At 72.6% G+C, this 21,981-nt stretch carries 20 protein-coding genes and 2 pseudogenes; 16 read left to right on the forward strand and 6 right to left on the reverse strand.

Going from position 1 to position 21,981, the window contains the following annotated elements; translation table 11 throughout:
• Positions 1-11: 11 nt before the first annotated feature.
• The 7 genes from SYYSPA8_RS32275 (at position 12) to SYYSPA8_RS32305 (ending at position 5,983) form a co-directional block, all read left to right on the forward strand.
• Positions 12-539: an NUDIX hydrolase gene (locus tag SYYSPA8_RS32275; RefSeq protein ID WP_323451039.1), complete on the forward strand. Its 528-nt coding sequence runs from the start codon at positions 12-14 to the stop codon at positions 537-539.
• Between the two features lie 30 nt (positions 540-569).
• Positions 570-878 (forward strand): DUF2469 domain-containing protein, encoded by a 309-nt coding sequence (locus SYYSPA8_RS32280; protein ID WP_003962020.1) that lies wholly within the window; start codon positions 570-572, stop codon positions 876-878.
• Positions 879-962: 84 nt separating this feature from the next.
• Positions 963-1,322, forward strand: coding sequence for a YraN family protein (locus SYYSPA8_RS32285; protein WP_323450959.1), 360 nt, complete (start codon positions 963-965; stop codon positions 1,320-1,322).
• A 2-nt stretch (positions 1,323-1,324) separates the two neighbouring features.
• Positions 1,325-2,935 carry a YifB family Mg chelatase-like AAA ATPase gene (locus SYYSPA8_RS32290; RefSeq protein WP_323450960.1) on the forward strand — a complete coding sequence of 537 codons (1,611 nt, stop codon included), beginning with the start codon at positions 1,325-1,327 and terminating at the stop codon, positions 2,933-2,935.
• A gap of 148 nt (positions 2,936-3,083) precedes the next feature.
• On the forward strand, positions 3,084-4,253 hold the full coding sequence (dprA, locus tag SYYSPA8_RS32295) for a DNA-processing protein DprA (RefSeq protein WP_323450961.1): 1,170 nt from the start codon (positions 3,084-3,086) through the stop codon (positions 4,251-4,253).
• A gap of 264 nt (positions 4,254-4,517) precedes the next feature.
• Positions 4,518-5,354: an RNA polymerase sigma factor WhiG gene (gene whiG / locus SYYSPA8_RS32300; protein ID WP_323450962.1), complete on the forward strand. Its 837-nt coding sequence runs from the start codon at positions 4,518-4,520 to the stop codon at positions 5,352-5,354.
• Positions 5,355-5,425: 71 nt separating this feature from the next.
• Positions 5,426-5,983, forward strand: coding sequence for a TetR/AcrR family transcriptional regulator (locus SYYSPA8_RS32305; RefSeq protein WP_323451040.1), 558 nt, complete (start codon positions 5,426-5,428; stop codon positions 5,981-5,983).
• Positions 5,984-5,989: 6 nt separating this feature from the next.
• Here the strand turns inward: SYYSPA8_RS32305 and SYYSPA8_RS32310 are convergent.
• Positions 5,990-6,769 (reverse strand): annotated as a pseudogene (locus SYYSPA8_RS32310) (hypothetical protein); the annotation flags it as partial.
• A 261-nt stretch (positions 6,770-7,030) separates the two neighbouring features.
• Here SYYSPA8_RS32310 and rpsB point away from each other — a divergent pair.
• From rpsB to SYYSPA8_RS32355, 9 genes are all read left to right on the forward strand, one after another.
• The gene (gene rpsB, locus SYYSPA8_RS32315) at positions 7,031-7,939 is read left to right on the forward strand and encodes a 30S ribosomal protein S2 (RefSeq protein WP_323450963.1); all 909 of its coding nucleotides are present in this window, start codon (positions 7,031-7,033) and stop codon (positions 7,937-7,939) included.
• A gap of 171 nt (positions 7,940-8,110) precedes the next feature.
• Positions 8,111-8,956: a translation elongation factor Ts gene (gene tsf, locus SYYSPA8_RS32320; protein WP_323450964.1), complete on the forward strand. Its 846-nt coding sequence runs from the start codon at positions 8,111-8,113 to the stop codon at positions 8,954-8,956.
• A 194-nt stretch (positions 8,957-9,150) separates the two neighbouring features.
• Complete coding sequence (pyrH, locus tag SYYSPA8_RS32325) at positions 9,151-9,945, forward strand: UMP kinase (protein ID WP_323450965.1); 795 nt, start codon at positions 9,151-9,153, stop codon at positions 9,943-9,945.
• A 173-nt stretch (positions 9,946-10,118) separates the two neighbouring features.
• Positions 10,119-10,676: a ribosome recycling factor gene (gene frr, locus SYYSPA8_RS32330; RefSeq protein ID WP_323450966.1), complete on the forward strand. Its 558-nt coding sequence runs from the start codon at positions 10,119-10,121 to the stop codon at positions 10,674-10,676.
• A complete protein-coding gene (locus SYYSPA8_RS32335; RefSeq protein WP_323450967.1) occupies positions 10,676-11,899 on the forward strand; it encodes a phosphatidate cytidylyltransferase in 1,224 nt (407 codons plus the stop codon). The genes frr and SYYSPA8_RS32335 overlap by 1 nt, the downstream gene beginning before the upstream one ends.
• Before the next feature lie 178 nt (positions 11,900-12,077).
• A complete protein-coding gene (gene rlmN, locus SYYSPA8_RS32340; RefSeq protein WP_323450968.1) occupies positions 12,078-13,184 on the forward strand; it encodes a 23S rRNA (adenine(2503)-C(2))-methyltransferase RlmN in 1,107 nt (368 codons plus the stop codon).
• 359 nt (positions 13,185-13,543) lie between these two features.
• Positions 13,544-14,644 carry a thiamine ABC transporter substrate-binding protein gene (locus SYYSPA8_RS32345; protein WP_323451041.1) on the forward strand — a complete coding sequence of 367 codons (1,101 nt, stop codon included), beginning with the start codon at positions 13,544-13,546 and terminating at the stop codon, positions 14,642-14,644.
• 113 nt (positions 14,645-14,757) lie between these two features.
• Complete coding sequence (locus SYYSPA8_RS32350; RefSeq protein WP_323451042.1) at positions 14,758-16,377, forward strand: ABC transporter permease; 1,620 nt, start codon at positions 14,758-14,760, stop codon at positions 16,375-16,377.
• Positions 16,377-17,399, forward strand: coding sequence for an ABC transporter ATP-binding protein (locus SYYSPA8_RS32355; RefSeq protein WP_323450969.1), 1,023 nt, complete (start codon positions 16,377-16,379; stop codon positions 17,397-17,399). The genes SYYSPA8_RS32350 and SYYSPA8_RS32355 overlap by 1 nt, the downstream gene beginning before the upstream one ends.
• 56 nt (positions 17,400-17,455) lie before the next feature.
• On the opposite strand, the gene SYYSPA8_RS32360 is transcribed toward SYYSPA8_RS32355, so the two are convergent.
• The 5 genes and pseudogenes from SYYSPA8_RS32360 to SYYSPA8_RS32380 form a co-directional block, all read right to left on the reverse strand.
• Positions 17,456-17,893, reverse strand: coding sequence for a nuclear transport factor 2 family protein (locus SYYSPA8_RS32360; protein ID WP_323450970.1), 438 nt, complete (start codon positions 17,891-17,893; stop codon positions 17,456-17,458).
• Between the two features lie 123 nt (positions 17,894-18,016).
• Positions 18,017-19,120, reverse strand: a complete 1,104-nt coding sequence (locus SYYSPA8_RS32365; RefSeq protein WP_323450971.1) for a hypothetical protein — start codon at positions 19,118-19,120, stop codon at positions 18,017-18,019.
• Positions 19,102-19,746, reverse strand: a pseudogene (locus tag SYYSPA8_RS32370) (ABC transporter ATP-binding protein); the annotation flags it as partial. The gene SYYSPA8_RS32365 and the pseudogene SYYSPA8_RS32370, both read right to left, overlap by 19 nt.
• Positions 19,747-20,074: 328 nt before the next feature.
• Entirely contained in the window at positions 20,075-21,454 is a 1,380-nt protein-coding gene (locus SYYSPA8_RS32375; protein ID WP_323450972.1) for an aspartate aminotransferase family protein, read from the reverse strand.
• Positions 21,439-21,954 carry an Lrp/AsnC family transcriptional regulator gene (locus tag SYYSPA8_RS32380; protein WP_323450973.1) on the reverse strand — a complete coding sequence of 172 codons (516 nt, stop codon included), beginning with the start codon at positions 21,952-21,954 and terminating at the stop codon, positions 21,439-21,441. The genes SYYSPA8_RS32375 and SYYSPA8_RS32380 overlap by 16 nt, the downstream gene beginning before the upstream one ends.
• Positions 21,955-21,981: the final 27 nt, after the last annotated feature.

Below are 21,981 nucleotides of genomic sequence, written 5' to 3' on the forward strand. Positions count from 1 at the left end.
GGCCTCCGAGTCTGCCTCCGGGGCTGCCGGCGGGGGAGCTGAGGGCGGTCGCCCGGGTGGTGCTGCTCGATCGGCGCGACCGCATTCTGCTGATGCACGGCTTCGACCCAAAGGACCCCTCGGACGACTGGTGGTTCACCCCGGGCGGCGGAGTGGAGGGCACCGAGACCCGGGCCGAGGCCGCCCTGCGGGAGCTGGCGGAGGAGACCGGGATCACCGCAGTGGAGCTGGGTCCTGTGGTGTGGCGGCGGATCTGCTCCTTCCCCTTCGACGGCCGCCGCTGGAACCAGGACGAGTGGTACTTCCTGGCCCGTACGGACCGTACCGACGCGGCCCTCGGCGACCTCACCGAGCTGGAGCGGCGCAGTGTCCGCGGGCTGAGGTGGTGGACTTCCGCCGAACTGTCGTCCGCGCGTGAGACGGTGTACCCGACCAAACTCGCCGGGCTGCTGCGCACACTGCTCGACGAGGGCCCTCCGACCATGCCTGTCGTCCTGGCTCCCGAGATCGTTCAGGGGCAGGGAGACCGGCGCACCTGAGGGGGGACGCACGGCTGAAGGGGACATGCCATGAGCGCCGAGGACCTCGAAAAGTACGAGACCGAGATGGAGCTGAAGCTCTACCGGGAGTACCGCGACGTCGTCGGGCTGTTCAAATACGTGATCGAGACCGAGCGCCGCTTCTATCTCACCAATGACTACGAGATGCAGGTCCACTCCGTACAGGGTGAGGTCTTCTTCGAGGTGACGATGGCGGACGCCTGGGTCTGGGACATGTATCGGCCGGCCAGGTTCGTCAAGCAGGTCCGCGTGCTCACCTTCAAGGATGTGAACATCGAGGAGCTGAGCAAGAGCGATCTCGAACTTCCGGGTGGCTGAGTTGTCCACAACCGGGACGTTCTCCACAGAGATCCACCCGGGCGGGGGGTGACCCGTCATCGTCGGTACCGGAGGTGGTACCGAATGAACGCGACGGGGGCACTGGGGCGGTACGGCGAGGATCTGGCGGCGCGGCTGCTGATCCGCGCCGGAATGACGGTCCTGGCGAGGAACTGGCGGTACGGCCGCGCGGGGGAGATCGACATCGTCGCCCGGGACGGCGACACACTCGTCGTCTGCGAGGTCAAGACCCGCAGAACCGTCCGGTTCGAGGATCCGATGGCGGCCCTCACCCCCGCCAAGGCGGCGCGGCTGCGCCATCTCGCGGAGTGCTGGCTGGAGCGGCACGGCCCGCCCGTGGGCGGGGTGCGGATCGATCTCGTGGGAGTGGTCCTGCCCCGGCGGGGCACGCCCCGGATCGACCACGTCCGGGGGGTGGCCTGACGATGTTCGCGCGTACGTGTTCGGTGGCGCTGGTGGGCGTCGAGGGCGTGGTGGTCGAGGTCCAGGCCGACCTGGAGCGGGGCGTGGCCGCGTTCACCCTGGTCGGCCTCCCGGACAAGAGCCTCGTGGAGAGCCGGGACAGGGTGCGGGCGGCCCTGGTGAACTCGGGCGTCGAGTGGCCGCAGAAGAAGCTGACCGTGGGGCTCAGCCCGGCGTCGGTGCCCAAGGGCGGAAGTGGTTTCGATCTCGCCGTCGCCAGCGCGGTGCTGGGCGCCGCCGAGCGGGTCGACCCGGCCGTCATCGCCGATCTGGTCCTCATCGGGGAGCTGGGGCTCGACGGCCGGGTGCGGCCGGTGCGCGGGGTGCTGCCCGCCGTGCTCGCGGCGGCCGAGGCCGGATACCGGCAGGTGGTCGTCCCCGAGCAGACCGCGGCGGAGGCGGCGCTGGTGCCCGGGGTCTCGGTCCTCGGGGTGCGCAGCCTGCGGCAGCTGATCGCCGTCCTCACCGACGAGCCGGTCCCGGACGAGCCACCGCTGCCGGAGGGGAGCCCCGACCCCATGCTCGCCGGGCTGACCGTCCCCGGCGCCGGTGTCGGCACGGGCCTGGCCCTGGCCCCGGCGGCCGCACCCGGGGGACCGGACCTCGCCGATGTGGCGGGCCAGCACACCGCCCGCACGGCGCTGGAGGTCGCGGCGGCAGGGGCGCACCACCTCTTGCTCCACGGCCCACCGGGAGCAGGCAAGACCATGCTGGCGGAGCGGCTGCCGGGGGTGCTGCCGGCGCTCACCCGGCGGGAGTCCCTGGAGGTCACGGCGGTCCACTCGGTGGCGGGGATCCTGCCACCGGGCCAGCCGCTGGTCGGGACCCCGCCCTACTGCGCCCCGCACCACTCGGCCACCATGCCGTCCCTCGTCGGCGGGGGGAACGGGCTGCCCAGGCCCGGAGCGGTCTCCCTCGCCCATCGAGGTGTGCTTTTTCTGGACGAAGGCCCCGAATTCACCTCCAAGGCGCTGGACGCCCTGCGGCAGCCCCTGGAGTCGGGGTATGTCGTGGTGGCCCGCAGCGGGGGAGTGGTCCGGCTTCCGGCCCGCTTTCTGCTCGTCCTCGCGGCGAATCCGTGTCCGTGCGGTCGGCACGGACTGCCGGGCGGCGGGTGCGAATGCCCGCCGGCGGTGGTCCGCCGGTATCAGGCCCGGCTCTCCGGGCCGCTGCTGGACCGGGTGGATCTGCGGGTCCGGGTCGAGCCCGTGCACCGGGCGGATCTCCTGGGGTGCGGCGGGGGCGAGCCCTCGGCCCTGGTCGCCTCCCGGGTCCGCGCGGCCCGCGAGCGCGCCGCCGACCGGCTGCGGGACACCCCCTGGGCCGTCAACAGCGAGGTGCCGGGCCACGAGCTGCGGACCCGCTGGCCCCTGGCGCCGGGTGCGCTCGCCGCCGCCGAACGGGACCTGGAGCGGGGCCTGCTCACCGCCCGCGGCCTCGACCGCGTCCTCCGCGTCGCCTGGACCATCGCGGACCTCGCGGCCCACGAGCGCCCGAACGCCCAGGACGTGGCCCTCGCCCTCGAACTCCGTACGGGAGTCCCCCGGGGAGCAGCGGCACCGTCCGAGAGGTGACCTGCGCCCCGCCGGTGGGGGTGGGCGGCCACCCCGGCGGACGGGTGCCCGACCCGGGCCGGGTTCCGTCCCTCCGGTCCGGGGCCGGCCCGGGAGAAGAAACCGGAGAAGCGGGACCGGAGAAGTGAGAGCGGAAGGGGAGAGCGCCATGGGCGGGAGCACGGACGCGGGGGCCGGGGTGGACGAGGGGGAGCGGATGGCGCGGATGGCGCTGACCCGGGTCGTGGAGCCGGGTGACGAGCGCGGTGGGCAATGGCTGCGCGAGATGGGCGCGCGGGAGCTGCTGGCGCGGCTGACCGCGCCGGAAGCCGAGCAGCGGTTGCCGGGCGCCGGGGCGCGGCGGCTCGCACGGTGGCGCGCCCGCGCGGCCACGGCCGACCCGCGACGCGATCTCGCCGCCGTCACCGCCGTGGGAGGCCGGTTCATCTGTCCGGGCGACGCCGAGTGGCCCACCCAGCTGGACGCCCTCGGTGACGCGGCCCCCATCGGCCTCTGGGTCCGGGGCCGGCCCGGGCTGCGGGCCTGGGCCCTGCGCTCGGTCGCGGTCGTCGGCGCCCGCGCCTGCACGCCCTACGGCGCCCACATGGCCGGGGTGCTCGGCTCCGGGCTCGCGGAGCGGGGGTGGATCGTGATCTCGGGAGGCGCCTACGGCGTCGACGGTTCCGCGCACCGGGGCGCGCTCGCGGCGGGCGGGGCCACCGTCGCGGTACTCGCCTGCGGGGTGGACGTGGCCTACCCCCGCGGCCACACGGAGTTACTGGCCCGCATCGGCGAACAGGGTCTGATCGTCGCGGAATTGCCCCCGGGCGAGCACCCCACCGCGCCCCGGTTCGTCCTCCGCAACCGGGTGATCGCCGCCCTCACCCGGGGCACCGTCGTGGTGGAGGCCGCCCACCGCAGCGGCGCCCTGGTCACCGCGCGCTGCGCCCAGCGGCTGTCCCGCCCGGTCATGGGCGTACCGGGCCCGGCCACCAGCGCGCTCTCGGCCGGGGTCCACGAACTCCTGCGCGAGGGCGCGGTCCTGGTCACCGACGCCGCGGAAGTCGCCGAACTCGTCGGGGAGATGGGGGACCTCGCCCCGCGTCGCCGGGGCCCGGTGCTCCCCCGGGACCTCCTCGATCCGCTCGGCCGACGGCTCCTGGACACCCTGCCCGCCCGTGGGCCGGTCCCCGTCGCACGACTCGCCCGGGCCACGGGGGCGACCACGGACGACACGCTCGGCAAGCTGTACGAGCTGCACGCGCTGGGGTTCGTCGAACGGTGCGGCGACAACTGGCAGTTGACACTTCAAGCGATTTATCGCGGCCGTTCCCGGTGAGTCAGCCACCCGTCTGGGGCATCCGGGTGAAAAGGTGGCTTCTGCACCCTTCGTACGGCGGGTGAGCGGACCCGGGCGACCCCCGGCGGGCCCGCCCGCCCCGGTGCGCGGGAGAGGGCCGCGGTGATATCCCCGTACCGGGGTGTTCGCCGGACCTTCGCCCACAGCGACCGCTTCGTCACGCTACGCTCACCCTCCCATGGCCCAGACGTCTGTCCGCTCCCTCCCCGACCTCCCTCACGGTAGAACGGCTCAAGGCAACGCATGCCCCAGCACACCTCCGGGTCTGATCGCGCGGCAGCGCCCCCCGCTGCCCCTGGCGCCGTGCGTCCCCCCGCTCCCACCTCGCTCGAAGAGCTGTGGCGCGCGTACAAGGCCAACGGGGACGAGCGGCTGCGCGAGCAGCTGATCCTGCACTACTCGCCGCTGGTGAAGTACGTGGCGGGACGGGTGAGCGTCGGGCTGCCGCCCAATGTGGAGCAGGCTGACTTCGTCTCCTCCGGGGTCTTCGGCCTGATCGACGCCATCGAGAAGTTCGACATCGAGCGGTCGATCAAGTTCGAGACGTACGCGATCACCCGGATCCGTGGCGCGATGATCGACGAACTGCGGGCGCTGGACTGGATCCCGCGCTCGGTCCGGCAGAAGGCGAGGGCCGTGGAGCGCGCCTACGCCACCCTGGAGGCCCAGCTCCGGCGGACGCCGTCGGAGGGCGAGGTGGCCGCCGAGATGGGCATCGCGGTGGAGGAACTGCACGCGGTCTTCAGTCAGTTGTCCCTCGCCAACGTCGTCGCCCTGGAGGAGCTGCTGCACGTCGGCGGCGAAGGCGGCGACCGGCTCAGCCTGATGGACACTTTGGAGGACACCGCCGCCGACGACCCGGTGGAGGTCGCCGAGGGCCGCGAGCTGCGCCGGCTGCTGGCCCGTGCCATCAACACCCTCCCGGACCGCGAGAAGACCGTCGTCACCCTCTATTACTACGAGGGCCTGACCCTCGCCGAGATCGGCAATGTCCTCGGTGTCACCGAGAGCAGGGTCAGTCAGATCCACACCAAGTCGGTGCTCCAGCTGCGTGCCAAACTCGCCGACGTCGGACGATGACCTGCGAACCATGGCCGGGCCCGGGTGGGCATCCGTAAAGTGGGAACGTGCCCAGGATTCGAGCGGCCTCCGTGGCCGAGCACCGGACCATGCAGCGCGACGCCCTGCTCGACGCCGCGCGTTCCCTCCTGTCCGAGGGCGGCACGGAGGCGCTGACCTTCCCCGCCCTCGCCGAGCGCACCGGCCTGGCCCGGTCCTCGGTGTACGAGTACTTCCGGTCACGGGCGGCCGTGGTCGAGGAGCTGTGTGCCGTCGACTTCCCCGTCTGGGCCGCCGAGGTCCAGTCGGCGATGGAGCGGGCGGACACCGCCGACGCCACGGTCGAGGCGTATGTGCGGCGGCAGCTGGAGCTGGTGGGGGACCGCCGGCACCGCGCGGTCGTCGCCATATCCGCGAGCGAGCTGGACGCCGGGGCCCGGGAGAAGATCCGGGCCGCCCACGGCGGGCTCATCGCCATGATCGTCGAGGCCCTGGCCGAGCTGGGACACGAGCAGCCCCGGCTGGCCGCCATGCTCCTCCAGGGCGTGGTGGACGCCGCCGTCCGGCGGATCGAGCTGGGCGCCGCCGAGGATCCCGGGGTCATCGCCGACGCGGCCGTCTCCATGGCGCTCCGGGGCGTCCTGGCCTGAGGCCGGCGGGCCCGGGGCCGGCTCCTTCGGCACCGTGGCGGTGCCGGAGAGCGGGAGCAGCCGGGAGGGGCCGCGCCGCCGCAGCTCCGGCGGGAGCAGCGACAGCGGGTCGAGATACTCCCGGCCGCGCAGCAGCCCCCAGTGCAGACAGCCCGTGGCGCAGTGCGATGGGCCGGGGGCGACCCGGGCCACCGGCTCCCCGGCGGCCACCCGTACCCCGACCGGGTGCAACGGGACGACCGGCTCGTACGTGATCCGCAGCGGTGGATCGGCCCCCGCTCCAGCGGCCCCCGCCCCGCCGATGCCGGGCGCTTCGGGTCCACCGGCCGGACCGTCTGTTCCCCCGCCCCCTCCCCCTCCCCCGCCCCTACCCCCACCCCCGCCCCCGCCCCGTCCCCCGTGTTCGGCCGCGGGGCCGGTGAGGGTCACCGTCAGCACGCCGCGGCCCCCCACCGGGCCCGCGAAGGCGATCCGGCCGGCCGCGGCCGCCCGGACCTGCGTCCCCGGTGGCGCGGCGAGATCGACCCCGCGGTGCCCCGGCCCGTACGGCGACGAGGGCGGCTCCCAGCCGCGCACCACCCGCGGTCCCGGTGGACCCACCGGCCAGCTCCGCCCGTGATCCCCGGCTCCCGCCCCCGGCGGCGCCCCGGCGACGGCCCCGGTGGGCCATGCGACCCCGTCCACCGCCCCGTACCCCTGGCCGACGAGGGCGGCGGACACGAGCAGGGCGGTCAGTAACGCGAGCAGGGCGGGCGTGAGCGGCCCCCTGCCGGATGTTCGTTCCATGGCACCGACCGTGCACCACCCGAGCGCCCGCGGGCGGATCATGGCCGCGTTCTGTGGACAAGCGGTCGCTTGTGGACATCGCCGTCACCCGCAGCCGTGACGGTCCCGTACACTTCTTCTGGCGGCCCGGGTCACCCGGGTCGACTTCGCACGCCCCGCCACCGTTCGCCCTTTCGGGCGTGGTGGCCGCGCTCCTCGGTCCTCTGTGGCACGGCGCGTCGGGGCGTCAGGACACAACCGAGAATCCAAGGAGATACGGCCATGGCCGTCGTCACGATGCGGGAGCTGCTGGAGAGCGGCGTCCACTTCGGTCACCAGACCCGTCGCTGGAACCCGAAGATGAAGCGCTTCATCTTCACCGAGCGCAACGGCATCTACATCATCGACCTGCTCCAGTCGCTGTCGTACATCGACCGCGCCTACGAGTTCGTCAAGGAGACCGTCGCCCACGGCGGCTCCATCATGTTCGTCGGTACGAAGAAGCAGGCGCAGGAGGCCATCGCCGAGCAGGCGGCCCGCGTCGGCATGCCGTACGTGAACCAGCGCTGGCTCGGCGGCATGCTGACCAACTTCTCCACGGTCTACAAGCGCCTCCAGCGCCTCAAGGAGCTTGAGCAGATCGACTTCGAGGACGTGGCCGCCTCCGGCCTCACCAAGAAGGAGCTGCTGGTCCTCTCCCGCGAGAAGGCCAAGCTGGAGAAGACCCTCGGCGGCATCCGCGAGATGCAGAAGGTCCCCAGCGCCGTCTGGATCGTCGACACCAAGAAGGAGCACATCGCCGTCGGTGAGGCGCGCAAGCTCCACATCCCGGTCGTCGCGATCCTCGACACCAACTGCGACCCCGACGAGGTCGACTACAAGATCCCGGGCAACGACGACGCGATCCGCTCCGTCACCCTGCTCACCCGCGTGATCGCCGACGCCGTCGCCGAGGGCCTCATCGCCCGTTCCGGCGTCGCCACCGGTGACTCCAAGCCGGGCGACAAGGCCGCCGGCGAGCCCCTCGCCGAGTGGGAGCGCGACCTGCTCGAGGGCGACAAGAAGGCCGACGAGAAGCCGGCCGAGGCTGCCGCCGAGGCTCCGGCCGAGGCCCCCGCCGCTGAGGCGCCCGTCGCCGAGGCCCCCGCCGCCGAGGCCGAGACGCCCGCCGCGGACGCCGAGCAGGCCTGACCGCCCGCACAGCTTCGGTAGGTGTACGACGGGGGACGGTGACACGCGCACCGGCCCCCGCCGTACACCCGTGGATCTGCGCCAGACTGTCCCGGGACGGCTGAGTCGACCGGCGACCCGACCGGCGACAGATCTTCGACTTTCGACTTTTTCGAGAAGAGACTCAAGGACATGGCGAACTACACCGCCGCTGACGTCAAGAAGCTCCGCGAGCTGACCGGCGCCGGCATGATGGACTGCAAGAAGGCGCTGGAAGAGGCCGAGGGCAACGTCGAGAAGGCCGTCGAGCTGCTGCGCGTCAAGGGCCAGAAGGGCGTCGCCAAGCGCGAGGGCCGTTCCGCCACGAACGGCGCCGTCGTGGCGCTGATCTCCGAGGACAAGACCTCCGGTGTCCTGGTGGAGCTGAAGTGCGAGACGGACTTCGTCGCCAAGGGTGAGAAGTTCCTCGCCGTGGCGAACACGCTGGCCGCGCACGTCGCCGCCACCAAGCCGGCCGACCTGGCCGCGCTGCTCGCCTCCGAGATCGAGGCCGGCAAGACCGTCCAGGCGTACGTCGACGAGGCCAACGCCAACCTCGGCGAGAAGATCGTCCTCGACCGCTTCGCGCAGTTCACCGGCGGCTACGTCGGCGTCTACCTGCACCGCACCATGCCCGACCTGCCCCCGCAGGTCGGCGTGCTGGTCGAGCTGGACAAGGGTGGCGACGACGCCGCCGTCGTCGCCAAGGACGTCGCCCAGCACATCGCCGCCTTCGCCCCGGCCTACCTCACCCGTGAGGACGTCCCGGCCGAGGTCGTCGAGAACGAGCGCCGTGTCGCCGAGGCCACCTCGCGCGAGGAGGGCAAGCCCGAGGCCGCCCTGCCGAAGATCGTCGAGGGTCGTGTCAACGGCTTCTTCAAGGAGGTCACCCTCCTTGACCAGGCGTTCGCGAAGGACAACAAGAAGAGCGTCAAGAAGGTTCTTGACGAGGCCGGTGTCGAGCTGAAGCGTTTCGCGCGCATCCGCGTCGGCGCCTGAGCGAGTACGGCGAGTACGCGATCGAGCCGGGAGCCCGCTAGGGTTTCTCACGCTGTCATCGGCCGCGGGTGCCCAGCGGCACCGCGACACCGAGGCGCCGGACGACCGCAGATCTGACGAGGAGGCCATTGCCGACAGGGACACCAGCACCCGAACGGCAATGGCCTTCTTCGTATGTGCACGAGGAGATCTCCATGAACAAGGGCGCGGACGCCAACAAGGCAGCCGGCGACAACAGCGACCACGACGGGAAGCATGACGTGAAGAAGGCCGGGCGCTTCATGCTGAAGCTCTCGGGTGAGGCGTTCTCCGGCGGCGGCGGACTCGGCGTCGACCCCGACATCGTCCACGCCATCGCCCGCGAGATCGCCGCGGTCGTGCGGGACGGTGCCGAGATCGCCGTCGTCATCGGCGGCGGGAACTTCTTCCGCGGCGCCGAACTCCAGGTACGCGGCATGGACCGGGCCCGCTCCGACTACATGGGCATGCTCGGCACCGTGATGAACTGCCTCGCCCTCCAGGACTTCCTGGAGAAGGAGGGCATCGACTCCCGGGTCCAGACCGCGATCACCATGGCCCAGGTGGCGGAGCCCTACATTCCGCTGCGTGCCGTGCGGCATCTGGAGAAGGGCCGCGTCGTGATCTTCGGCGCGGGCATGGGCATGCCCTACTTCTCCACCGACACCACCGCGGCCCAGCGCGCCCTGGAGATCGAGGCCGAGGCCCTGCTGATGGGCAAGAACGGCGTCGACGGGGTCTACGACTCCGACCCCAAGGCCAACCCGGACGCCGTCAAGTTCGACGCGCTGGAGTACGGCGAGGTACTGGCCCGGAACCTGAAGGTCGCCGACGCCACCGCCATCACCCTCTGCCGCGACAACGCCCTGCCGATCCTGGTCTTCGAGCTTCTCGCCGAGGGCAATATCGCGCGGGCCGTCAAGGGTGAGAAGATCGGCACCCTGGTGAGCGACGAGGGCACCCGGGCCTGACACCGGGAAGTCCCCGGCGGCCGCCCGGTGCGGCCGTGCGGGGATGGACAAAGTCCTGCCGGTCGGACACCGTGCAGGGAAGACGCGACAGAGTTTCGCCCGGCCCGTGGCATTCCCCCGCGGCCGTCGGCCCGGGGGAACTTCAGCCTACTCAAGACACGCAGGAGCAAGTGGTGATCGAAGAGACCCTCCTCGAAGCCGAGGAGAAGATGGAGAAGGCCGTCGTGGTCGCCAAGGAGGACTTCGCCGCGATCCGCACCGGCCGTGCGCACCCGGCGATGTTCAACAAGATCGTCGCCGACTACTACGGCGCGCTGACGCCGATCAACCAGCTGGCCTCCTTCTCGGTGCCGGAGCCGCGGATGGCCGTGGTGACCCCGTTCGACAAGAGCGCCCTGCGCAACATCGAGCAGGCGATCCGCGACTCGGACCTCGGGGTCAACCCGAGCAACGACGGCAACATCATCCGGGTGACGTTCCCCGAGCTGACCGAGGAGCGCCGCCGCGACTACATCAAGGTCGCCAAGGGCAAGGCCGAGGACTCCAAGATCTCGATCCGCTCCGTGCGCCGCAAGGCCAAGGAAGCCATCGACAAGCTGGTCAAGGACGGCGAGGTCGGCGAGGACGAGGGCCGCCGCGCCGAGAAGGAGCTCGACGACACCACCGCGAAGTACGTCGCGCAGGTGGACGAGCTGCTGAAGCACAAGGAAGCCGAGCTGCTCGAAGTCTGATGAACGACTCTTCCTGGGGGGCCCTGCCGAGGGCCGACTATGTCGGGGGCCGGCGACCGTCCGACCTGGGACCTGCCTCGGCGGGTCCCGCGTACGACGAGCATGACGCACAGCAGACTCGGCCCATGCCCATCGTGCCGGACTTTCCCGACGCAGGTAGAGACGCCGACGATCGCGGCCCCGGCCGCCACGGCGGCGGTGACCAGCGCGAGAGGGGGACCGCCTCGCCCGGCGGCCCCCTTTTCCGCGACGAGCGACCGCCCGGTGGCGCCGGTCCGGGGCACGGCCCCGGAAACGGGCCCGGCGGGGCCGGTGGCGGCCCCGGCGGTCCCGGTTCCGTGCCGCCGCACCCGTCCGCGGGCGCGCCCGGACCCGCCGCCCGCACCGGCCGGGCCGCGCGCGAGAAGAAGAAGGCGGGCCGTGACCTGCGCGCGGCGATAGGAGTCGGCGTCGGGCTCGGCGCCGTCATCGGCGCCTCGCTCTTCGTCGTCAAGGACGTCTTCGTCGGCGTCGTCGTGGTCGCCGTGGTCGTCGGGCTCTGGGAGCTGACCAGCCGGCTCCAGGAGCGCAAGCAGATCAAGGCCCCGCTGGTACCGCTCGCCGTGGGCGGCGCCGCGATGGTCGTGGCCGGGTACGTACGCGGCGCGGAGGGCGCCTGGGTCGCCATGGCCCTGACCGCCCTCGCCGTCCTCGTATGGCGGATGACGGACCCCCCCGAGGGGTATCTGAAGGACGTCACCGCCGGGGTCTTCGCCGCCTTCTACGTCCCGTTCCTCGCGACCTTCGTGGCGCTGATGCTCACGGCGGACGACGGGGCGTGGCGGGTCCTGGTCTTCCTGGCGCTCACCGTGATCAGCGACACCGGGGCGTACGCCGTGGGCTGGCGCTTCGGCAGGCGGCCGCTCGCCCCCCGGATCAGCCCCGGCAAGACCCGCGAGGGACTGCTGGGCGCGGTGGCCTTCGCGATGGTCGCGGGCGCGCTCTTCATGGAGTTCCTGATCGACGGCGGCAGCTGGTGGCAGGGGCTGCTGCTGGGCCTCGCGGTCGCGGTCAGCGCCACCCTGGGCGACCTGGGTGAATCCATGATCAAGCGGGATCTCGGCATCAAGGACATGGGGGCGCTGCTCCCCGGTCACGGCGGGATCATGGACCGGCTGGACTCGCTGCTGCCGACGGCGCCGGTGGTCTGGCTGCTGCTGGTGATCTTCGTCGGCTCCGGCTGAACCGGCTCGGGCTGAACCGGCTCGGGCCGGCTCGCCTCCGGTCGGGCCGGTTCGACTTCGGTCGGATCGGTTCGACTTCGGTCGGATCACTTCGCTGACCTGGCATTTTCTGGGTGAAGGGCTCGTTGTCCACAGGGTGGCGAGCCCTTTGTCGTATCTCTGCGACACTGGTAGGACCATGCCCAAGCCCGGAGAACTGACCTTTGTCGCGCCGCGGGGAGCCAAGAAGCCCCCGCGGCACCTTGCCGACCTCACCCCCGCCGAGCGCAAGGAAGCCGTGGCCGCGATCGGCGAGAAGCCGTTCCGCGCCAAGCAGCTGTCGCAGCACTACTTCGCCCGGTACGCCCACGACCCGGCGGAGTGGACCGACATCCCGGCCGCCGCGCGGGAGCGGCTCGCCACGGAGCTGCTGCCGGACCTGATGTCCGTCGTCCGCCATATCTCCTGCGACGACGACACCACCCGCAAGACGCTGTGGCGCCTGCACGACGGCACCCTGGTCGAGTCGGTGCTGATGCGCTATCCGGACCGGGTGACGATGTGCATCTCGTCCCAGGCGGGCTGCGGGATGAACTGCCCGTTCTGCGCCACCGGACAGGCCGGGCTCGACCGCAATCTGTCCACCGCCGAGATCGTCCACCAGATCGTCGACGGCATGCGCGCCCTGCGCGACGGAGAGGTCCCCGGCGGCCCCGCCCGCCTGTCGAACATCGTCTTCATGGGCATGGGCGAGCCCCTGGCCAACTACAACCGGGTCGTCGGCGCCATCCGCCGGCTCACCGACCCGGAGCCCGACGGCCTCGGCCTGTCGCAGCGCGGGATCACCGTCTCCACCGTCGGCCTGGTGCCCGCGATGCTCCGCTTCGCCGACGAGGGCTTCAAGTGCCGGCTCGCGGTCTCGCTGCACGCCCCCGACGACGAGCTGCGCGACACCCTCGTCCCGGTCAACACGCGCTGGAAGGTGCGGGAGGTCCTGGACGCGGCCTGGGAGTACGCGGAGAAGTCCGGCCGCCGGGTCTCCATCGAGTACGCCCTGATCAGGGACATCAACGACCAGGCCTGGCGGGGCGACCTGCTCGGCCGGCTGCTCAAGGGCAAGCGGGTCCATGTCAATCTGATCCCGCTGAACCCCACTCCGGGCTCGAAGTGGACGGCGTCCCGGCCCGAGGACGAGAAGGCGTTCGTCGAGGCCATCGCCGCCCACGGAGTGCCCGTGACCGTGCGGGACACCCGGGGGCAGGAGATCGACGGGGCCTGCGGCCAGCTCGCCGCCGCCGAGCGCTGACCAGCCCGGACCCCGCGCCGACCTGCGGCGACCGCCGGGTGGCCGGCTCCCGGGGCACCCGCCGCCCGGTGCGGGCGACCTTGTACCCTGGGGCCGGACATCCAGCGGGATGTCCAGCTGCTGACATTTTCATAGACATGCGTAAGACATCCGACAGGGGAGCGCCACAGCGCTGAGAGTGCGGCGACACACGGCCGCAGACCCTCTGAACCTCGCCCGGGTCATTCCGGGTAGGAAGTTCGGTCTCACTCAAGCTGTTGCGCCCTGCCCTGGTCCTCCGACGCCGGAGGAGCAGGGCAGGGCCGCGTCTCTTTCTGGCCGCACCCGCACCAGGAGGAATCACCGTGAACACCAAGAAGATGGCGGCCACCGCGCTGGCGGCGGCCCTGGGCGTCAGCACGCTCGCGGCCTGCGGCGGAGGCTCGTCGTCCGGTGACTCCGGCGGCTCGGACGGCTCGGGCGGCTCCGGCGGTACGAAGTCGAAGACCGTCACCCTCGTCACCCACGAGTCGTTCGCCGTCTCCGAGAAGGTGCTCAAGGACTTCACGCGGAGCAGCGGCTACACCGTGAAGATCCTCAAGAGCGGTGACGCGGGCGAGGCCCTGAACAAGGAGATCCTGACCAAGGGCTCCCCCCAGGGCGACGTCTTCTTCGGCGTCGACAACACCCTCCTCTCGCGCGCCCTCGACAACGGGCTCTTCACCCCGTACGAGGCCAAGGGCCTGGACGCGGTGTCCGACGAGGTCCAGCTCGACGCCGGCGAGCACCGCGTCACCCCCGTCGACACCGGCGACATCTGCGTCAACTACGACAAGAAGTACTTCGCCGACCGGAAGCTGGCGCCGCCGCGCACCTTCGACGACCTGGTCGAGCCCGCCTACAAGGACCTGCTGGTCGTGGAGAACGCGGCCACCTCCTCACCGGGCCTCGGCTTCCTCCTCGGCACCGTCGCCCGCTACGGCGACGACGGCTGGCAGGACTACTGGAAGGACCTCAAGGCGAACGGCGTCAAGGTCGTCGACGGCTGGTCCGAGGCGTACAACGAGGAGTTCTCCGGCTCGGCGGGCGGGCAGAAGGCCAACGGCGAGCGGCCGCTCGTCGTCAGCTACGCCTCCAGCCCGCCCGTCGAGGTCCTGTACGCCGACCCGAAGCCGGCCCAGGCGCCCACCGGCGTCGCCACCGGCACCTGCTTCCGGCAGATCGAGTTCGCCGGACTGCTCACGGGCGCGAAGAACGAGGAGGGCGGCAAGGCCCTGCTGGACTTCCTGGTCTCGAAGGCCTTCCAGGAGGACATGCCGCTGAAGATGTTCGTCAACCCGGTGCTGGAGGGCGCGGCGCTGCCCGGCGTGTTCACGCAGTTCGGTGCCGAGATCGCCACCCCGCCGACCGTGGCCCCCGAGAAGATCGCGAAGAACCGGGAGCAGTGGATCCAGTCGTGGTCCTCGACCGTTCTGAAGTAGCGGCCCCCGCACCGGAGCCCGCACCGGCCCCCGCCGCCGCCGCGTCACCGGCCGTCCCGCTCCGCACGCGGGCCGGCCGTGCGCTGCGGCGCGACGCGGGCCCGCTCGCCCTGATGGCCGTGCCGCTCGCGTTCTTCGCCGTCTTCTTCGCCCACCCCGTCGCCGCGATCGTCGGCCGGGGCCTGAAGGCGGACGGCGGGTGGCAGTTCGGCCGCTTCGCCGAGGTGCTGGGCCGCGACGACCTCCAGCGGGTGCTCTGGTTCACCACCTGGCAGGCCGTCGCCTCCACCGTGCTCACCCTGCTGATCGCCCTGCCCGGCGCCTATGTCATGGCCCGGTTCGCGTTCCCCGGCAAGAAGCTGCTGCGCGCGGTGATCACCGTGCCGTTCGTGCTGCCGACGGTGGTCGTCGGCAGTGCCTTCCTGGCACTGCTGGGGCGTGGCGGGCTCCTGGACGAGCTGTGGGGCGTACGGCTCGACACCACCGTCTGGGCCATCCTGCTCGCCCATGTCTTCTTCAACTACGCCGTCGTCGTGCGGACCGTCGGCGGGCTCTGGGCCCAGCTCGACCCCCGCCAGGAGGAAGCGGCCCGGATGCTGGGCGCGAGCCGCCTGGCCGCCTGGCGCCGGGTGACGCTGCCGGCGCTCGCACCCGCCGTGGCGGCCGCCGCGCTGATGGTCTTCCTCTTCACCTTCACCTCCTTCGGCGTGGTCCAGATCCTCGGCGGCCCCGGCTACGCCACGCTGGAAGTGGAGATCTACCGGCAGACCGCGCAACTGCTCGACCTGTCGACGGCCGCCGTGCTGACCCTGGTGCAGTTCGCGGCGGTCGGCACCGTGCTGCTGGTGCACGCCCGGACCGTACGGCGCCGGGAGGGCGCGCTGCGGCTGGTGGACCCGGCCCGGACCGCCCGCCGGCCGCGCGGCGCCGGGCAGTGGGCGCTGCTCACCGGGGTGCTCACCACCCTGGTGGTGCTGCTGCTGACCCCGCTGGGGGTGCTGGTGGAGCGCTCGTTTCGCACCTCCGGGGGGTACGGGCTCGACTACTACCGCTCCCTGGCCACCCTGGACGAGGCGGGCGGGGCGTTCCTGGTGCCGCCGATCGATGCGGTGGGGAACTCGCTGGAGTACGCGCTCGCCGCGACGGCCGTGGCCCTCGTGATCGGTTCGCTGGCCGCCGCCGCCCTCACCCGCAGGGCCGGGCGGCTGACCCGGGGCTTCGACGCGCTGCTGATGCTGCCGCTGGGGGTGTCGGCGGTCACCGTCGGCTTCGGCTTTCTGATCACCCTGGACGAGCCGCCGCTGGACCTGCGGTCGTCCTGGATCCTGGTGCCGCTGGCGCAGGCGCTGGTCGGCGTGCCCTTCGTGGTACGGATCATGCTGCCGGTGCTGCGGGCGATCGACGGGCGGCTGCGGGAGGCGGCCGCCGTGCTGGGCGCGTCCCCGCTGCGGGTCTGGCGGGAGGTGGACCTTCCGATGGTCGGCCGGGCGCTGCTGATCGCGGCCGGGTTCGCGTTCGCGGTCTCGCTGGGGGAGTTCGGGGCGACCGTCTTCCTCGCCCGGCCCGACCAGCCGACGCTTCCGGTTGCCGTGGCCCGGCTGCTGAGCCGGCCCGGCGAACTGAACTACGGGCAGGCGATGGCCCTGAGCACGATTTTGATGGTGGTGTGCGCGGTGGCGCTGTTCCTCCTGGAGCGGACCCGGGTCCGCTCCTCGACGGCCGGGGAGTTCTGATGGCACTGCTGGCACTGGACCAGGTGACCGTACGCTTCGGTGAGCGGGCCGTCCTGGACTCCGTGTCGCTCACGGTCGCCGAGCACGAGACGGTGTGCGTGCTCGGGCCGAGCGGCAGCGGGAAGTCCACGCTGCTGCGGGTGGTCGCCGGGTTGCAGCCGGTGGACGGCGGCCGGGTGACCCTGGCCGGGGTGGACCAGGCGGGTGTCCCGGTGCACCGCCGGGGCGTGGGCCTGATGTTCCAGGACCATCAGCTCTTCCCCCAGCGCGATGTCGGGGGCAATGTCTCCTTCGGCCTGCGGATGCGCGGGGTCGGCGGTGCCGAGCGGCGGCGCCGGACGGCGGGGCTGCTGGACCTGGTGGGGCTGCCGGGGTCCGAGCGGCGGGCCGTGGCCTCGCTCTCCGGCGGTGAGCAGCAGCGGGTGGCGCTGGCGCGGGCGCTCGCCCCGGAGCCCCGGCTGCTGATGCTGGACGAGCCGCTGGGCCAGCTGGACCGGGGGCTGCGGGAGCGGCTGGTGGTCGAGTTGCGCGGGCTCTTCGGGCGGCTGGGCACCACGGTGCTCGCCGTCACCCACGACCAGGGCGAGGCGTTCACCCTGGCCGACCGGGTGGTGGTGATGCGGGACGGCAGGATCGCGCAGACGGGGACCCCGCTGGAGGTCTGGCAGCGGCCCGCCGACGCGTTCGTGGCGCGGTTCCTCGGTTTCGACAACGTGGTGCCGGCGACGGTCTCCGGGGCGGTCGCCGACACCGTCTGGGGCCGGGTCCCGGTGCCGGCCGGTTCCCCGGAGGGCGCCCGTACGCTGCTGATCCGCCCCGGTGGGATACGGGTCGGGCCGGCCGCGACCGGTCTGCGCTGCGTCGCCGAGGCCGCCGTCTTCCGGGGGGACCATGTGGCGGTACGGCTCCGTCCGGCCGAGGGGCCGGCGCTGGAGGCGGAGCTGTCGCTGGGCGAGGCCCCCCGGGAGGGCGCGGAGGTGGGCGTGGTGTTCGCCGCCGGGGACGTCGTGGTGCTGGACTGACCCCGCTGCGACCGACGCACTCTGAGATCCGACCCGCCTCGCGCGGGGCCCGGGCCTCAGGGGGTGCAGGCCGCCGCGACGGCGAGACTGTCCTCGTACACCCGGAATCGGGTGATCTGTCCGCCCCTGACGGTCAGCCGGGTGGCGAACGGGGAACGGAAGTACTTGCCCGTGCTGTGGACCGTGCCCGCGAGGAAACCGCTGATCATGGCCTCCTCGCCCTCGACGACGACGGCCTCGATCGCCGTGCCGTCCGGATCGGCCCGCCGGCCGGCCGCCAGCGCGCGGAAGTGGGCGGCGACGTCCGACCGGGTGCGGCGGGGGCGGATCCAGGGGACGGCCGGGTTCTCGGCGATCAGCCAGTCCACCTCCGGCGCGAAGAGCTCGGTGATCAGGTCGGGGTCGCCGCCCCCGAGCCGCTCCAGGAAGAGGGAGACGGTGGCGCGGGTCAGCGCGGTGGTGGCGGCCTTGCTCCGGGTGGCGGCGTCGCTCATGGATCCCCCTCGTGATCGTCCGGGCGGCGGTCCCGCCCGGCTGCGACGATCATGCGCCGCCGGTCGGGGGCCGGTCGATGACCTCGCAGGTAATGCCGCCGCGCCCGGGACCGTATCCGCAGGTCAGCGCGGTGGGAGGGAGGCGGCCAGGGTGCCCACCGCCCAGACGACGGGGACGAAGACCAGCAGCACCGCCGCCACCCGCAGCAGGGCCGCCAGCCGCAGGGGTGCGGCGGGTGCGCCCAGGCCGCGCAGCCGGCCGGTGAGCGCGGCCCGGTCCTGACGGGCCTCGACGGCCGCCGTCAGCAGGGTGGCCGTGGTGCAGACGACGACCAGCCCCGCGCCGAGCCCGGTCAGCGGCCCGAAGGGGAGCGGCCGCGAGCCGTACAGCGACCAGGTGGTGACGCCGGCCGCCGCGACCGCGCTCACGACACCCAGCGGGCGCCCGATCCGGCGGGCCTCGGCCATCAGGACACGGCCCGCGAGCAGCCGGACCGCCCCGGGGCGCGCGGACTGGAGGAGCTGTCCGCAGAACCGGGTGAGGGAGGGCCCCGCGCAGGCGAGCCCGAGGGCGGTGAGCGCCCAGCCGACGAGGATCCCGGCCCGGTCGCCTGGCGCGTCCTGGCCGGTCAGGGAGGTCAGGGTGGAGGCCGCGAGACCCGCCGTGACCAGCGCGCAGCCCCAGGGCAGGCCGCCCGGCGGGGACCCGGGGACAGGGCCGGGCTCCGTGCCGCGCGGGCGCAGGGCGAACGCGGTGACGAGCGTGGTGACCAGCGGGGGCAGACAGAGCAGCAGGAGCACCGCCCCGGCGGGCAGCGGGATGTCCGCTCCGGCCGCCCCGCCCAGCAGGGGCAGGGCCCGCTCGCCGCGCAGCCGCAGGAAGAGCGGCAGGGCCAGCGCGCTGCCGAGGGCCGCGGCGAGGGCGGTGGAGACGGCGGCGAGCAGCGCCAGCCGGGCGGGCCCGAGGCCGAACGCGGTCAGCCCGTCGCGCGGGCGGGTCGCCGGGTCGGTGCGGGCCACCGCCACCGCCAGCTGGGCGGCGGCCGCGAGCGGGAGGGCGCACCAGGCCAGCCGGAGCAGGGCGGCGGCCGGTTCGCCGGGGTGGGCGAGCGCGTAGCCGAGCGAGGAGAGCAGCAGCAGGCCGACGCCCGTGCACGCGGTGGTGACCAGCAGCCGGCGCAGCAGCGCGAGGGGACCCGTACCGAGGGTCAGACGGAGAGCGAGCACGCGGCCACGCCTTCCGCTGCGGTGGCGGCCGGGGTGTCGGCGCGACGGCCGTCGAGCAGGACGACCGTGCGGTCGGCGAGGGCGGCGATCCGGGGGTCGCAGGTGGCGAGCACCGTGGTGACGCCGTGGCTGCGGACGGCGGCGAGCAGGGTACGGAGCATCAGGGCCCCGTCGGCGCCGTGCAGGGGGGCCGTCGGATCGTCGGCGAAGAGCAGGGACGGGGGGCCGGCGAGGGCGCGCGCGAGGGCGGTGCGCTGCTGCTGGGAGGGGGTGAGGCGGGCGGGCCGGTGTTCGGCGACGCCGTCGATGTCCAGGCGTTCCAGCCACTCCAGGGCGCGGGGTCTGGCCCGGCGGGCGCTTTCGCCGCGCAGCAGCAGGGGCAGGGCGGCGTTCTCCCAGACGGTGAGTTCGGGGACGAGCGCGGGTTCGGCGCCGATCCAGCCGAAGTGTTCGCGCCGCAGCCGTTCGCGCCGGGGCGGGCTCAGGGTGTGCACGGGGGAGCCGTCGTAGTGGACCTCGCCCCCGTCGGGGACGAGCTGGCCGCTGAGCGTGCGCAGCAGCGTCGTCTTGCCGCTGCCGCGCGGTCCGAGGACGGCCACCACCTCGCCGGGGCGGACCCCGAGCGAGACATCGGTGAGCACGGGTGCGCCCGCGCGCGAGCAGTGCAGGGAGCGGGCCAGGAGGACGTCGTCGTCCGGCGGGGCGGCCATGGCGTACACCTCGGTTCTGCGCTGCGGCACCGTACCGTCCGGCACATGGGGAACGCGGCGGTCCGGTCGGTCACCCGCACGCGGCGCTCCGGTCGGCCACTCGCGCGCGGGTCCGTCGGACCGACCCTAGGCAGCCGGGTGCGGGGTCCGGGGAAACACACGGCCCGGGTGCGCGCCATCCACTCGGATGGGCGTACCCGGGCCGGGGGGCGGGGCCGGTTTCGGTGACCGGCCCCGCAGTCGCTCAGAGCTTGGTCCAGGCCTCCGTGAGGACGGCCCGCAGGATCTGCTCGATCTCGTCGAACGTGGACTGGTCGGCGATCAGCGGCGGCGCGAGCTGGATGACCGGGTCGCCGCGGTCGTCGGCCCGGCAGTACAGACCGTTCTCGAAGAGGGCCTTGGAGAGGAAGCCGTAGAGGATCCGCTCGGTCTCCTCCGCGTCGAAGGACTCCTTGGTGGCCTTGTCCTTCACCAGTTCGATGCCGTAGAAGAAGCCGTTGCCGCGGACATCGCCGACGATCGGCAGGTCGTACAGCTTCTCCAGCGTGGCCCGGAAGGCGCCCTCGTTGTCCAGGACGTGCTGGTTGAGGCCCTCGCGCCGGAAGATGTCGAGGTTGGCGACGCCGACGGCGGCGGAGACCGGGTGGCCGCCGAAGGTGTAGCCGTGCAGGAAGGTGTTGTCGCCCTTGTAGAACGGCTCGGCGATCCGGTCGGAGACGATGCACGCGCCGATCGGGGAGTAGCCCGAGGTCATGCCCTTGGCGCAGGTGATCATGTCCGGGACGTAGCCGAACTTGTCGCAGGCGAAGGTGGTGCCGAGGCGGCCGAAGGCGCAGATGACCTCGTCGGAGACGAGCAGCACGTCGTACTGGTCGCAGATCTCGCGGACCCGCTGGAAGTAGCCGGGCGGCGGCGGGAAGCAGCCGCCGGCGTTCTGCACGGGCTCCAGGAAGACCGCGGCGACGGTGTCGGGGCCCTCGAAGAGGATCTGCTGCTCGATCTGGTCGGCGGCCCAGCGGCCGAAGGCCTCCGGGTCGTCGCCGAAGATCGGGGCGCGGTAGATGTTGGTGTTCGGCACCTTGTGCGCGCCGGGGACCAGCGGCTCGAAGGGGGCCTTGAGGGCGGGCAGGCCGGTGATGGACAGGGCGCCCTGCGGGGTGCCGTGGTAGGCGACCGCGCGGGAGATGACCTTGTACTTGGTGGGCTTGCCCTGGAGCTTGAAGTACTGCTTGGCCAGCTTCCAGGCGGTCTCGACCGCCTCGCCGCCGCCGGTGGTGAAGAAGACCTTGTTGAGGTCGCCGGGGGCCTCGTCGGCCAGCCGCTCGGCCAGCTCGACGGCCTTGGGGTGGGCGTACGACCACACCGGGAAGAAGGCCAGCTCCTGCGCCTGCTTGAAGGCGGTCTCGGCCAGCTCGGTGCGGCCGTGACCCGCGTTCACCACGAACAGGCCGGCGAGGCCGTCGAGGTAGCGCTTGCCCTTGTCGTCCCAGATGTAGGTGCCCTCGCCGCGGACGATGGTCGGTACGGGGGCGTTCTCGTACGACGACATGCGGGTGAAGTGCATCCACAGGTGGTCGTAGGCGGTTTTGGAGAGGTCCTTGCTCACGGCTATCGGGTTCCCCACATGTAGGTCTGCTTCTTGAGCTTGAGATAGACGAAGCTCTCGGTGGACCGCACACCGGGGAGCGCGCGGATCCGCTTGTTGATCACTTCGAGCAGGTGGTCGTCGTCCTCGCAGACGACCTCCACCATCAGGTCGAAGGAGCCCGCGGTCATGACCACGTACTCGCACTCGGCCATGGCCGTCAGCGCGTCCGCCACCGGGTCGAGGTCGCCCTCGACCCGGACGCCGACCATCGCCTGCCGCCTGAATCCCACGGTGAGCGGGTCGGTGACGGCGACGATCTGCATCACGCCCTGGTCGAGCAGCTTCTGGACCCGCTGTCGCACGGCCGCCTCCGACAGGCCCACGGCCTTGCCGATGGCGGCGTAGGGACGGCGTCCGTCCTCCTGGAGCTGCTCGATGATCGCGAGGGAGACGGAATCGATCGCCGGGGACTGTGCTTTCCCGGCCGACCCGTTCCTGGAGTCTGCGCTTCGACTGGCCACGAATTCACCATGCACCCGGACTCGTCTGTCATGCAAGTCCTG

Origin of the sequence: Streptomyces yaizuensis (assembly GCF_034961445.1) — a bacterium.
Classification (GTDB): Bacteria; Actinomycetota; Actinomycetes; order Streptomycetales; family Streptomycetaceae; genus Streptomyces; species Streptomyces yaizuensis.